Consider the following 13493-nt stretch of genomic DNA (forward strand, 5'->3'; position numbering starts at 1 on the left):
CACCGCGCACCCCTACACCCACGATCCGGCGGCGGCCAGCTATGGCATGGAGGCGGCGGAGGTGCTGGGCATCGACCCGGCCCGGGTGTTCAAGACCCTGATGGTCGACGTCGACGGCCGGCTCGCCGTCGGCGTGGTGCCGGTGAGCGGCAACCTGGACCTCAAGGCCCTCGCGGCGGCCCTCGGCGGGAAGAAGGCTGCCATGGCTGACCCGGCGACCGCAGAGCGCCGCACCGGATATGTGCTCGGCGGCATCTCCCCGCTGGGCCAGCGGCAGGCCTCCCCTACCGTGCTGGACGAGAGCGCCCTGGCCCTCGAGACCATCCTGGTCTCCGGCGGCCGGCGCGGACTGGACCTGGAGCTCAGCCCGCAGGACCTGATTCGGCTAACCGGCGCCCGCACGGCCCGGATCGGCACCGGCCGCTGACGGCCGGGCGTTCCGCCTAGTCCACCGGGGTGGCCCGCGGGGCCAACCGCTGTCCCAGCCAGGCCGTCACCAGGGCTTCCCAGCGTTCCGGGTCCACGTTCCATTCCTTGGTGTGCCGCGCGGTGGTGAACGATTCGAACGTGACCATCTCCGGGTTCTTCTCGGCCAGCACCGCAGAGGGGCCGTACGGAACATACTCGTCGTCCACCGAGTGGATGATGAGCGTGGGCGTCCGCAGCTCCACGGCGCGGGACACCCAGTCCATCGCCTTGAGGTCCACCGGCGCGGCCAGCCCGGTGAGGCGCCGGCCCAGCGGATGGCTCATCATCAGCTGCCCGTAGCGACCGATGCCCGAGGGAATCCGGTTCAGCTGGGCGTGGTGGGCCAGCACATCCACCCAGTTGATCACCGGAGCGTCCAGCACCATGGCCCGGATCAGGTGGTGGTAGCGGGAGAGATCCGCGGTCTGCAGGCTGATGGCGCCGCCCATGGACCAGCCAAAGAGCACCACCTCGCGGGCGCCGTGCTCCAGGGCGTAGCCGATGGCCGCCTCGACGTCGCGCCACTCGGTCCAGCCCAGACCGTAGCGGCCGTCCGGGGCGGAGGGGGCCTGGCCGTCGTTGCGGTAGGTGATCAGCAGGCTGGTCAGGCCCAGGTCGCGGGCAACGCGGACGGCCCGCAGGCCCTCCTGCCGTGAGGCGCCGCGGCCGTGGACCATGATCGCCCACACGTCCGACGACGGCGCCGATTCCCTTGACGGCGCCCCGGAACCGGGAGCGGCGTGGGCTTCACCTGCGGCGGGCGAGAAGGATGCGTCGGGATCTTCTCCGGCAGCAGGGGCTGCGGTGGGAGCGCCGGACGGGGCGTCGACGGCTGGGGCGGGGCGGACCAGCCACGCCGGCGCCGTGCCGCCGTCGACCTCGATCTCGACGTCTTCCGCGGGCAGGCCCAGCGCCGCGGGATCCGGATGCACGGCGCCGCTCCAATAGGCGCGCCGGACCTGGCTGAGGTCGCCGCCGTAGACGGCCTCCACCTCGCGCAGTACGGTCTGTTCCGCCGGGGAGTAGGAGACGATCCGGCCGATCCGGGCGTGACCGCGGCCGCCGTCGAAGAACAGCCCATAGACGCCGTCCACCACGGCGTCCGGGGTGGCCTTGAGGATCACCTGCGGCTGCCCGCTGCCGTCGCGGATCACGGCCAGGACCTCCTGGTCCTCCTCCCGCACCCGGACGGGGGTGACCACGCGGCGGGCGAAGTACACCGCCAGCGCCGACGAGCCGGCGGCCAGCAGTCCGGCAGCGGCTCCGCCGCCGGCAATCCCGGCTGCCGCCCACTTCGCGTTGCGGGTCAGGGACGCGGCCGGCGCGGGGGCAGCCGCCACCGGGACGGGCAGGACGCGGCGGCTGGTGCCGCGGCGGAATGCTCCGCCGGAGAAACGCTGCATGGCGCGCGACGCCGGAGGCGGACTCTGCCAGGCGAGGGCGGCTGACATCGGTACCGGCACCGGACGCCGGGAGGGACGCGGAAGGGAGACCATGCCATCATTCTCACCCACCCGGCACGCCAGTCCGGCATCGGGCGCGGGACCCGCCCCGATGCTTACCGCGGGGACTAGGCTGGGGGCATGAGCGACCCGATTGTCATCCTGACAGAAGAGCCCCTGAACGCGGACGACCGCGTCAACATCGAGACCCTGGTCGCCGACGGCGACATGCCGCTGGTGGTCCTGGTCCCGGCCAACACCGAACGGCACCTGCTGGTGGACTTCCTGGAGAACCTCTCCATGCTGGAGTTCGCGAAGGCATTCCGCGAGCTCTCCGGCAAGCAGCCGGATCCGGAGCACGAGCGCACGGCCGCCGCGGAGACCCTCGCGGCCTCGCTGACCGCCCTGGGCGGCATCGGCGGCGGCGTGACCGGAGAGGTAGTCGAAGGCAAGCCGGTGGACGCGTTGGTTGCCAAGGCACGGGAGCTCAACGCCGGCCAGGCCGTGGTCATCACCCGCCCGCACGCGGTGGCGGACACCTTCCACACCGATTGGGCCAACGAGGCGCAGGACAAGCTGGGCCTGCCGGTGCTGCACCTGTACGCCGGCTCGGGATTTATCGGGGACTCCTAAGCGTTATGGATGCCATGAGTATCTTTGGCAACAAACCCAAGAATTCACCCGTCCCCTCCCCCGTCACCGACGCCGAACCCGACACGGAGCAGACTGCCGGCACCGGCGTGCGGCCGGTGGTCAAGTCCGAGGATGAGTGGCGCCAGGAACTGAGCCCGGCCGAATACCAGGTGCTCCGTCAGTCCGGCACCGAACGGCCCTACACCGGCGAGTACTGGGACACCCACACCCAGGGCGTCTACAAGTGCCGCGCCTGCGGCACCGAGCTCTTCACCAGCGCCGAGAAGTTCGACTCGCACTGCGGCTGGCCCTCCTTCTGGGCACCGCTCGCGGAGGGCAACGTCCGCTACATCCGTGACCGTACCCTGGGCATGGAGCGCATCGAGGTCCGGTGCGCCGCCTGCGATTCGCACCTCGGCCATGTCTTTGAGGGCGAGGGCTACGGCACCCCCACGGACCAGCGATACTGCATCAACTCCGTGTCGCTGACCCTGGTCCCGGCCGAGGACTAGCCAAGGGCGCGGACAGCTTGAGCTGGAAGACTGGGGCAGCCACGATTGCCCCAGTCTTTCTTATGCTCGCGCTAATTTTGCGTTAGGAATGCTGCTTGCTTGCTACGCTCGCCGTAGATTCCCGAGCAACCAGAAAGGCCGCCGACGTGACCGCTACCGCCCTCACCGTTTCCGCCCCGATCACCGCCGAGTCCCCGGACTGGCAGCGCCTGAAGTCCGCCGCCACCGCCCTCCAGGCCCTGCAGATCAAGGACGGTTCGGTCCCCGAGGCCGCGGACCACGCCGCCGCCGCGGACCACGTCGCCACCATCACGGACGCCGTCGCCGCACTGGCCCCGGCCTTCCCGCACGACGCCGCCTACCTGGACCTGCTCGTCACGGATTTCCGCCGCTGGGCCGACGGCGGGTTCGGCGTCCCGGACTTCCTGGACTCGCTGCAGGCCTTCCAGCCGCAGCAGCACCGGGTCAACGGACTCCAGCACCTGGTGGTCTTCCCGATGTACACCCAGAACGGCAGCACCAACCGGCTGGTCGAAGCCGTCCTGACCGAGGTCATCTGGCCGGAATTCATCGACGGCCTCGAGGCGGGCGAGTACTCCAACAAGCTCTTCGTGCCGATCCGCTTCCTCGACTTCACCCCCGGCTACGACACCAACTCCGCGGTGCTCTTCCCGGAAACCGTCGCCGTCCGCGAGACCCCCACCTTCACCTGGGGCGCCATCTTCGCCGACCGTGAGGCCGCCCGCTTCCGCCGGGTGCTGCGCGCCGCCGCGGAGATCACCTCTTTGGAGCTGCCGGCCGACGCCGCGGCCCTGCTCGAGGACCAGGAGCTGACCCAGGAAACCTTCGTGATGTGGGACCTGATCCACGACCGCACCCACATGCGCGGCGACCTGCCCTTCGACCCGTTCATGATCAAGCAGCGCATGCCCTTCTTCCTCTACTCCCTGGAGGAACTCCGCTGCGACCTGACCGCCTTCCGCGAATCCGTGAAGATCGAAAAGGACGAGGACGCCGATCCGGAGGCCCGCCGGCACGCCAAGCTGGTGCAGTACGCCGTGATCTTCGACCGCATCTTCCGCTTCGCCATCACCGGCAGCCGGGTCCGCAACTACGACGGCCTCGGCGGCCAGCTGCTCTTCGCCTGGATGCACCAGCACCGTGTCCTGCACTGGACCGACAGCAAGCTCAGCATCGACTGGGACGAGGCCGCCGACGTCGTCGTCGAACTCGGCGCCCGGATCGAGGAACTCTACTGGCGCTCCATCGACCGTCCCAAGACCGCCCACTGGCTGGCCGCATATGAGCTCATCTCCTCGACCGTCACGCCCAACCCGGCCTCGGTCTGGGCGAAAGGCCCGGAGGCGCTCCCCCTGGACGGCCCGCCGCGCGGCCTGACCGACCAGGTCCTGGACGATGAGTTCCCGCTCTCGATGTTCTACGAGGCGCTGGAGAAGAAGATGCGCACCGTCATCGAGTCCACCGCGGGCATCACCGGCACCTCCGAAACCGCCGCATGAGCGCTGACGTGCTGAACGTCCTGGTCGCGGGCGGCAGCGGCGCCTCCGGCATCGCCGTCGCCCGCGCCCTCCGCGGCGCCGGGCACGCGGTCTTCACCGTCGGCTCCGACGCCGCCCGGATCACGGCCGCCGCGGCCGCCGCCGGGGAGGGCGTAGTTCCGCTGACCTGCGACCTGGCCGACCCGGCCGCCGTCGCCGCCCTGCGCGAGGACCTCGCCGGGCGGGGCGTCCGGCTCGACGGCGTCATCCACCTGGTGGGCGGCTGGCGCGGCGCCAAGGGCATCGCGGACCAGCCGGATGAGGACTGGGACTTCCTGGAACGGAACGCCGTGACCACGCTCCGCAACGTCAGCCGCGCCTTCTACGACGACCTCGCCGCCTCCGGCACCGGCCGGCTGGCGATGGTCTCGTCCACCACCGCGGCCGCCCCGACCGCGGGCGCGGCCAGCTACGCCGCGGCCAAGGCCGCCGCCGAGGCCTGGACCCTGGCCGTGGCCGACGGCTTCCGGCGGGACCAGTCCGGCCACAAGGAACACCCGGTGGAACAGCACAGCGCCGCGGCGGTCTTCGTGGTCAAGTCGCTGGTTGACGACGACATGCGCGCCGCGGCGCCGGAGCGGAAATTCCCGGGCTACACGGACGTCGCCGACCTGGGCGCCGCCGTCGTCCGGCTCTTCGACACCCCTGCCGGGGAACTCAACGGCCGGCGCCTGCCGCTTAGCCGCTGAACCGGCACCTGCCTACACTGAAAGCGTGAACGAAACGATGACCAGCGCGGTCCACACCCCCGAACAAGCACCCACGATCGCCCGGCTGCACAACCCCGCGGTCCGCGGCTTCGCCTCCGACAACTACTCCGGCGTGCACCCCGAGGTGCTGGCCGCCCTGGCCGCCGCCAACGAGGGCCACCAGGTCTCCTACGGCGAGGACGACTACACCGCCCGCCTCCAGCAGCTGATGGAGGAACACTTCGGCACCGGCATCGAGTGCTTCCCGGTCTTCAACGGCACCGGCGCGAACGTGCTCTCCCTGCAGTCGCTGCTGCCCCGCTGGGGTGCGGTCATCTGCGCTTCCACCGCCCACATCAACATGGACGAGAACGGCGCCCCGGAGCGGATCGGCGGCATCAAGCTGCTGCAGGTCCCGACGCCGGACGGCAAACTGACCCCTGCGTTGATCGACCAGGAGGCCTGGGGCTGGGGCGATGAGCACCGCGCCCAGCCGCTGGCCGTCTCCATCACCCAGACCACCGAACTGGGCACCTGCTACACCCCGGAGGAAGTCCGGGCCATCGCCGAGCACGTGCACGCCAAGGGCATGAAACTGCACATGGACGGCGCCCGGCTGGCCAACGCCGCCGCCCACCTGGGCGTGCCGCTGCGCGCCTTCACCCGCGACGCCGGCGTCGACATCCTCTCCTTCGGCGGCACCAAGAACGGCCTGCTGTTCGGCGAGGTGGTGGTGGCCCTCAACCCCGAGGCCGCCCACGGCCTGATCTACCTGCGCAAGATGAACATGCAGCTCGCCTCCAAGATGCGGTTCATGTCCGCGCAGTTCATTGCCCTGCTGGAGGGCGACCTGTGGCTGCGATCCGCCTCGCACGCCAACGCCATGGCGGCCCGGCTGCGCGCCGGCGTCGAGTCCGTCCCCGGTGTCGAGCTGAGCCAGAAGACCGAGTCCAACGGCGTCTTCGCCATCCTGCCTCCCGGCGTGGCGGACCGGCTCCGCGCCTCGTTCCGGTTCTACGACTGGGACGAAGCGCGGCGCGAGGTGCGCTGGATGTGCTCCTTCGACACGACCGAGGACGACGTCGATGCCTTTGTCGCCGCCATCCGGCACGAACTCGCGGACCACTAGGCGTCCCTCCGCTCCGGCCCGGCGGCGAGCCTGCCCGGCCGGGGCGGACCCCGTGCTTACCCTGTCCCTGTGACTGCACTCGACCAGGCGCCGGCGGATTTCCTCTTCGCCCTGGGCACCCTCCGCGAAGCCCGCTGCCGCAGCGAATTGCGTCTCGACGAGATCCCCGCCCCCGCCCGGCTGGCCCCCTTCGCCGTCGCCCTCGGCGCCGAGGTAGTGGGACCCGGCGACGGGGCACCGGTCCACGGCCCCGCGGCTGCGGCGCTGCCACCGGCCGCCGGGAGCGACGACGTCGAACTCGCCACCGGGCGCTTCATCCTCCTGCACGACCCGGACGGTTCCGAGGTCTGGGACGGCGAATTCCGGATCGTCACCTACATCCGCGCCCAGCTCGAACCCGACATGGGCAACGACGAAATGCTCGGCTCCGTGGCCTGGACGTGGTTGGTCGAGGCGCTGGAAAACCACCGGGCCCCGTACCGCTCCGCCGGCGGGACCGCCACCCGCGTCCTCTCGGAAAGCTTCGGCACGCTGGCGGACCGTCCCGGCACCATCGACATCGAGCTGCGGGCCTCCTGGACCCCGGAGGGACGGGACATCGGCGCCCACCTGGAGGCCTGGGCCGACATGGTCTGCACCTTCGCCGGACTGCCGCCGCTTCCCGAGGGCGTGGCCGTGCTCCCGCGCCGGCGCCCCCGGCTCGCCTGAGCACCCCTCCGGCGCCCCTGGGAGCACCGTTTACGCCCCTTGCCGGACCCTGCCGCGGTGTCCCGTCAAGCGGCTTTCGGCCTGCTCAGCGGGGTTATCGGTAAACTGGAGTTACCATGACCGCTCAGATACCGGACTCCAGCCCCGCAGACACGGCTGACGCACCAGCCGCCGCCCCCACCGCCGCCGCCACAGCGGGCGGCACGCCGGAGCCCGGAGGAGCCGAGCACATCACCGTCGAGGGCTTCGACAGCCTGGTTCCCGCGGTCATCGACCTGGACGCCCCGCGCGACGGCGTCCCCCTCGTGATCGAAACGCAGGCCGGCCTGGAACGGTGCGCAGCGGCCCTCGCCGCCGGCCACGGCCCCGCCGGCGTCGACGCCGAACGGGCCTCCGGCTTCCGCTACGGCCAGCGGGCCTTCCTGGTCCAGATCCGCCGCGAGGGGGCCGGAACCTGGCTGATCGACCCGGAACCCTTCCGCGACCTGACCATCATCAACGACGCGCTCCGCGGCGTGGAATGGATCCTGCACGCGGCAAGCCAGGACCTCCCCTGCCTCTCCGAGCTGGGCATGTGGCCGGACAAACTCTTCGACACCGAACTCGCCGCCCGGCTGGCCGGACTTCCCCGGGTGGGCCTGGCCGCCGTGATCGAACAGCTCCTGGGCTTCGGCCTGGCGAAGGAACACTCCGCCGCAGACTGGTCCACCCGGCCGCTGCCCGAGCCCTGGCTGCGCTACGCCGCCCTCGACGTCGAGGTCCTCACCGAGCTCCGTGAGGAACTGATCGAACTGCTGACCGCGGACGGCAAGCTGGAGTACGCCGAGCAGGAGTTCACCGCGATCCTTGAGGCCGGACAGGCGCCGCCGCGGGTGGACCCGTGGCGCAAGACCTCCGGCCTGCACCAGATCCGCGACCGCCGGCAACTCGCAGCGGTCCGCGAACTCTGGCTCGAACGTGACTCCCTGGCCCAGAAGCGCGACGTCGCCCCCGGCCGGCTGATCCCCGATTCCTCCCTGGTGGCCGCGGCCAAGGCGATGCCCACCACGGTCCCGCAGCTGCTGGGCACCAAGGGCTTCCACGGCCGTGCCGCCCAGCGCGAGGCCCCGCGCTGGCTCCGCTGCATCAGCACCGCCCGCAACCTTGAGGACCTGCCTCCGCTGCACCTGCCCACCAACGCTCCCCCGCCGCCGCGCGTCTGGGCCGATCGTGACCCCGAGGCCGCGGCACGCCTGGCCACCGCACGTCCCCGGCTCCAGGCGCTGGCCGAGGAACTGAACCTGCCGGTGGAGAACCTGCTCACCCCCGACTTCCTGCGCCGCGTGGCCTGGCGCCCGCCGGCCGAGGTCAGCGAGGAGGGCATCGCCGAGGAGTTGCAGAACCTCGGCGCCCGCCAGTGGCAGATCGAGCTCACCGCCGGGCTGATCGCGGACTCGTTCCTCAACCCGCAGCCGCTGCCGCCCAAGGAACCCAAGCCGGTCACGCCGCCCGCCGTCTGACGGTATGGAGACACTCCGACGTCATTGAACGCTCCGACATCGTTGAACAGGCTCCTTGCTTGTGATGTTACTCACGAGTAACATTGCTAGCGATGCCGCCAGGGCCGTCCTGCGCACCAGCCGTCACCGGCCGCGGGGACGGGCCCGGCACCCCTGTCTCAATGAGGAGTTACACGTGAGCCAAGACAGCCCCAGCGGAGCCCGCAGCAGCGGCACCCCCCGCTCCGCCCACCGCGCCGTGCGCGACGTCGTCTTCGTCGACGGCGTGCGCACCCCGTTCGGCCGCGCCGGCGAGAAAGGCATCTACGCCGGGACCCGCGCCGATGACCTGGTGGTCAAGTGCATCCGCGAGCTGATGCGCCGCAACCCCTCCCTCCCGGCCGGGCGGATCGACGAGGTTGCCATCGCCGCGACCACGCAGACCGGTGACCAGGGCCTGACGATCGGCCGCACCGCGGCCCTGCTTGCCGGCCTGCCCCGCACCGTTCCCGGCTTCGCCATCGACCGCATGTGCGCGGGCGCCATGACCGCCGTGACCACCACGGCCAGCGGCATCGGCTTCGGCGCCTATGACGTCGTCATCGCCGGCGGCGTCGAGCACATGGGCAACCACCCGATGGGCGCCGGCGCGGACCCGAACCCGCGGTTCATGTCCGAGCGGATCGTGGACCCCGCCGCCCTGAACATGGGCAACACGGCCGAGAACCTGCACGACCGGTTCCCCGCCATCACCAAGGAGCGCACCGACGCCTACGCCGTCGCCTCCCAGGACAAGCTCGCGGCGGCCTACGCCAAGGAGCAGATCCAGCCGGACCTGGTCCCCGTGGCCACCATGAAGCCGGGCCAGGGCTGGACCGTGAACTCCGTGGACGAGCCTCCCCGCCCCGGCACAACGGTCGAGGACCTCGCCGGGCTGCGCACGCCGTTCCGCGCGCACGGCCGGGTCACCGCCGGCAATGCCGCCGGCCTCAATGACGGCGCCACCGCCGCACTGCTGGCCTCCGCCGACGCCGCCGAGGAACTGGGCCTGCCGGTCAAGATGCGCCTGGTCAGCTACGCCTTTGCCGGCGTCGAACCCGAGGTCATGGGCATCGGCCCGGTCCCGGCCACCGAAAAGGCGCTGAAGAACGCCGGCCTCGGCATCGAGGACATCGGCCTGTTCGAGATCAACGAGGCCTTCGCCGTGCAGGTGCTCAGCTTCCTGGACCACTTCGGGATCGCCGACGACGACCCCCGGGTCAACCGATACGGCGGCGCGATCGCCGTCGGCCACCCGCTGGCCTCCTCGGGCGTGCGCCTGATGAACCAGCTGGCCCGACAGTTCGAAGAGGACCCGTTCGTCCGCTACGGCATGACCACCATGTGCATCGGCCTCGGCATGGGCGCCACCGTCATCTGGGAGAACCCGCACCACGCCGACTACGGCACCGAGACCACCACCACGGGCGACACCGCCACCGAGACGGGAGCAGCAGTATGAGCGCCGCCGATTTCCAGAAACTAGCCACCCTGTTTCCGAACGAGACGGTGACCCACTCCTACGTCCAGGACATCGAGCTTCCAGCCGTGAACGGCACCAGCCCGGGCACGTTCGCGCTGGTCACCCTGGACAACGGCCTGGACCACTCCAAGCCCACCACCCTGGGCCCGAACACCCTGGTGGAGCTGGGCACCGTCCTCGAAGGCCTGCGCGAGCGGGCCGCCCGCGGCGAGATCGTCGGCGTCGGCGTCACCGGCAAGCCGTACTTCCTGGTCGCCGGCGCGGACCTGTCCACGGTCAAATCGGTCAGCGGCCGCGAGCAGGGCCTCTGGATGGCCCAGCTGGGCCACGAGGTCTACTCCACCCTGGCGAACCTGGGCGTGCCGAGCTTCGCGTTCATCAACGGCCTGGCCCTGGGCGGCGGGCTGGAGATCGCGCTGCAGTCCACCTACCGCACGGTGTCCACCGGCGCGGGCGCCCTGGCGCTGCCGGAGGCGTTCATCGGCCTGGTTCCGGGCTGGGGCGGCGTGTACATCCTGCCGCGGCTGATCGGGCCGGAGAACGCCGTCAAGGTGATGATCGAGAACCCGCTGAGCAACAACCGCACCCTGACCGGCCCGCAGGCCTTCGACCTCGGCGTCGCGGACGCGATCTTCGAACCGGCCGACTTCGTGGAGCAGTCCGTGGCCTGGGCCGCGAAGGTGATCGCCGGCGTCGAAACCCCGGCACGCGCCTCCGCCGTCGACCCCGCGGATCCCGCGGTCGCCGAGCGCTGGGCCGGCGCGGTCGCCGCGGGGCGGGCGTTCGTGGAGGCCAAGACCTCCAACGCCTCCCCCGCCCCGGCCAAGGTCCTGGACGTCCTCGAGGCCAACCGCACCATGACCCAGGCCGAGTCGGCCGAGCTGGAGTGCGAGACCCTCGCCGACCTGATGCAGACAGACGAGTTCCGCTCCACCGTGTACGCCTTCCTGGACCTGGTGCAGCGCCGGGCCAAGCGGCCCGCAGGCGCCCCGGACCGCAAGCTTGCCCGGCCGGTGACCAAGGTCGGCGTCGTCGGCGCGGGCCTGATGGCCGGCCAGCTGGCGCTGCTGTTCGCCCGCCAGCTCAAGGTCCCCGTAGTGATGACGGACATCGACCAGGCCCGCGTGGACAAGGGCGTCACCTACGTCCACGGCGAGGTGGACAAGCTGCTGGCGAAGAAACGGATCAGCCCCGACGCCGCGAACCGCACCAAGGCACTGGTCAGCGGTTCGGTGTCCAAGGAAGCCTTCGCCGACGCCGACTTCGTGATCGAGGCTGTCTTCGAAGAACTCAACGTCAAGAAGCAGGTGTTCAAGGAGGTCGAGGCGATCGTCTCGCCCGAGTGCATCCTGGCCACCAACACCTCCTCGCTCTCGGTCACCGCCATGGCGGAGGACCTGGAGCACCCGGAACGCCTGGTGGGCTTCCACTTCTTCAACCCGGTGGCCGTGATGCCGCTGCTGGAGATCGTCCGGGCGCCGAAGACCGACGACGCCGTCCTGGCCACCGCGTTCGTCCTCGCCAAGGGACTCAAGAAGTCCGCCGTCCTCGTCAAGGACGCCGCGGCGTTCGTGGTCAACCGGATCCTGCTGCGGCTCATGGGCGAGGTCACGGCCGCGTTCGACGAGGGCACCCCGGCCGATGTCGCGGACAACGCCCTGCGCCCGATGGGCCTGCCGATGACGCCGTTCGTCCTCGGCGCCATGGTGGGACTGCCGGTCGCGCAGCACGTCCAGGAATCCCTGCACGCGGCCTTCGGCGACCGCTTCCCGGTCTCGAAGAACCTGCAGGCCCTGATCGACAACGGCGTGACCTCCGTCTGGGACCCCGCCTCCGTGAAGGCCGGCTCCCCCCGCATCCCCGAGGAAACGCTGGCGCTGATGAGCTTCGGCGACTCGCCCTCGACCGGCGAGGACGTGCTGCGCCGGGTGCAGGACGCCTTGGCCGAGGAGATCGGGCTGATGCTCTCCGAGGGCGTCGTGGCCGGGCCGGAGGACATCGACCTCTGCATGATCCTGGGTGCCGGCTGGCCGATGTTCCTGGGCGGCATCACCCCCTATCTGGACCGGGTGGGCGCCTCGGAGCGGGTCAACGGGAAGAAGTTCCTGCCCGCGGGCGTGGCCTCGGAGCCGGCCGCGTAGGCTGCCGGATCACCCGGCAACCAAACGCCGCCGTTCCCTGCCTTTCCGGGCAGGGAGCGGCGGCGCTTTGCCTTCGGACCCTACCGTTGCAGCAGCTGGCGGCCTAGCACTCGCACACCATGAGCAGGTTGCCGTCCGGGTCGCGGAAGGTGAACCACCGGCCGTCCGTGATGTCCATGACTTCCCCGCCGAGGCCGGTCAGGTGGCGGTGGGCGGCGTCGATGTCGCCGGTGTTCAGGTGGAAGGCCGGCGCCCGGAACACCGCGTCCGGGGAGAAGATTTTGCTGTCCAGGACCAGCCCGGCGCCGGTCATCGGCAGCAGGTAGAGGTGGCCGAAGAGAATCTCACCGTCCGCCGGTACGCCCAAGAGGCCGCAGTACCAGTCCCTCGCGGCCGCGATGTCGCTGACGGGGACGAAGACGGCGCCGATCTCGGCGCGGACAGGATTCATGGGCGGCGGACCTCCGGTTGATTGATGCGCCTCTCCTCGGGACGGGAGAGGGATAGGAAACTGCCCCGCACTCTACCGGGAGGGGCGGACCGCACCGCGGAAGCCCGTACGGTGCGCCGGAACGTTCGGCACCACCGGGACCGCCCTACTTGCTCCCGCCCTGGGCCGGCGCCGACGACTGCCCGCCCGCGCCGGTTCCACTGCCGCCGGCGGTGCCGGTGGTCCCGCCGGTGCCCGTCTGTCCGCCGCGGCGGCCCTGGCCCGGCGTCGTGCTACCGGCGCCTCCGCCGTTCTGGGATCCGGCGTTGCCGCCGTTCTGGAAGGTTCCGAAGGTGGCCCGCTGGGAGCGGTTGCCGGCGTCGATCTGTTTCTGCACGGCCGAGCCCGCGAACATGCCGCCGGCCACGAGGGCGACGCAGACGAGGATCTTGGTGGACCGGCCCATGACGTAGCGGCTGCGCGGGACGAACGGCTCATCCGCGGCGTCCGTGAGGTCCGGGGAAACCGCCGGAAGCGCCTCGGTCCCGGTAGCCGGCGCGGAAGTAGCCGGCGCGGCAGTGGCAGGAGCTTCGGCGGGCAGCGCGTCCGTGGCCGGGTGCGGACCTCCCCAGGACCCGGTCTCCGCAGTCACCGGCAGCGCCTGGGTGCCGGCCGCTTCGGCGGCCGTGCCCCCAAGGTCGGCCCCGCCGTCGTTCTCCCCAACGGTCCCGCGGCGGCGGCGTGCGCCCTCGGCGCCGGCAAATACGTTCTTCATGGCTGTC

At 71.1% G+C, this 13493-nt stretch carries 13 protein-coding genes; 10 read left to right on the forward strand and 3 right to left on the reverse strand.

Translation table 11 applies throughout. From position 1 onward, the window contains the following. Nucleotides 1-427, forward strand: a 427-nt coding sequence (gene ybaK, locus AB0305_RS10880) for a Cys-tRNA(Pro) deacylase (RefSeq protein ID WP_366172935.1), incomplete at its 5' end; no start/stop codon positions are given. Between the two features lie 16 nt (nt 428-443). Here ybaK and AB0305_RS10885 read toward each other — a convergent pair. After that, entirely contained in the window at nt 444-1964 is a 1521-nt protein-coding gene (locus AB0305_RS10885) for an alpha/beta fold hydrolase (RefSeq protein ID WP_364137694.1), read from the reverse strand. Between the two features lie 87 nt (nt 1965-2051). Here AB0305_RS10885 and AB0305_RS10890 point away from each other — a divergent pair, with 87 nt between their 5' ends. From AB0305_RS10890 to AB0305_RS10930, 9 genes are all read left to right on the forward strand, one after another. Beyond that, complete coding sequence (locus tag AB0305_RS10890) at nt 2052-2543, forward strand: hypothetical protein (protein WP_290258084.1); 492 nt, start codon at nt 2052-2054, stop codon at nt 2541-2543. A 14-nt stretch (nt 2544-2557) separates the two neighbouring features. Beyond that, nucleotides 2558-3055 (forward strand): peptide-methionine (R)-S-oxide reductase MsrB, encoded by a 498-nt coding sequence (gene msrB, locus AB0305_RS10895; protein WP_364137696.1) that lies wholly within the window; start codon nt 2558-2560, stop codon nt 3053-3055. 146 nt (nt 3056-3201) lie between these two features. Then, a complete protein-coding gene (locus AB0305_RS10900) occupies nt 3202-4575 on the forward strand; it encodes a DUF6421 family protein (RefSeq protein ID WP_364137698.1) in 1374 nt (457 codons plus the stop codon). Continuing rightward, entirely contained in the window at nt 4572-5303 is a 732-nt protein-coding gene (locus AB0305_RS10905; RefSeq protein WP_364137700.1) for an SDR family NAD(P)-dependent oxidoreductase, read from the forward strand. The genes AB0305_RS10900 and AB0305_RS10905 overlap by 4 nt, the downstream gene beginning before the upstream one ends. Before the next feature lie 37 nt (nt 5304-5340). Continuing rightward, entirely contained in the window at nt 5341-6432 is a 1092-nt protein-coding gene (locus AB0305_RS10910; RefSeq protein WP_364137960.1) for a low specificity L-threonine aldolase, read from the forward strand. Nucleotides 6433-6501: 69 nt separating this feature from the next. Beyond that, on the forward strand, nt 6502-7140 hold the full coding sequence (locus AB0305_RS10915) for a DUF3000 domain-containing protein (RefSeq protein ID WP_364137702.1): 639 nt from the start codon (nt 6502-6504) through the stop codon (nt 7138-7140). 116 nt (nt 7141-7256) lie between these two features. Then, a complete protein-coding gene (locus tag AB0305_RS10920; protein ID WP_364137704.1) occupies nt 7257-8639 on the forward strand; it encodes an HRDC domain-containing protein in 1383 nt (460 codons plus the stop codon). Between the two features lie 238 nt (nt 8640-8877). Further along, nucleotides 8878-10119: an acetyl-CoA C-acyltransferase gene (locus tag AB0305_RS10925; RefSeq protein WP_364137962.1), complete on the forward strand. Its 1242-nt coding sequence runs from the start codon at nt 8878-8880 to the stop codon at nt 10117-10119. Then, complete coding sequence (locus AB0305_RS10930) at nt 10116-12281, forward strand: 3-hydroxyacyl-CoA dehydrogenase NAD-binding domain-containing protein (RefSeq protein ID WP_364137706.1); 2166 nt, start codon at nt 10116-10118, stop codon at nt 12279-12281. Before AB0305_RS10925 ends, AB0305_RS10930 begins: the two co-directional genes overlap by 4 nt. A 103-nt stretch (nt 12282-12384) precedes the next feature. Here AB0305_RS10930 and AB0305_RS10935 read toward each other — a convergent pair whose 3' ends face one another. Further along, the gene (locus tag AB0305_RS10935; RefSeq protein WP_364137708.1) at nt 12385-12732 is read right to left on the reverse strand and encodes a VOC family protein; all 348 of its coding nucleotides are present in this window, start codon (nt 12730-12732) and stop codon (nt 12385-12387) included. 145 nt (nt 12733-12877) lie between these two features. Continuing rightward, a complete protein-coding gene (locus AB0305_RS10940) occupies nt 12878-13486 on the reverse strand; it encodes a hypothetical protein (protein WP_364137710.1) in 609 nt (202 codons plus the stop codon). Between the last annotated feature and the right edge of the window lie 7 nt (nt 13487-13493).

The organism is Arthrobacter sp. NPDC080086, from assembly GCF_040702285.1.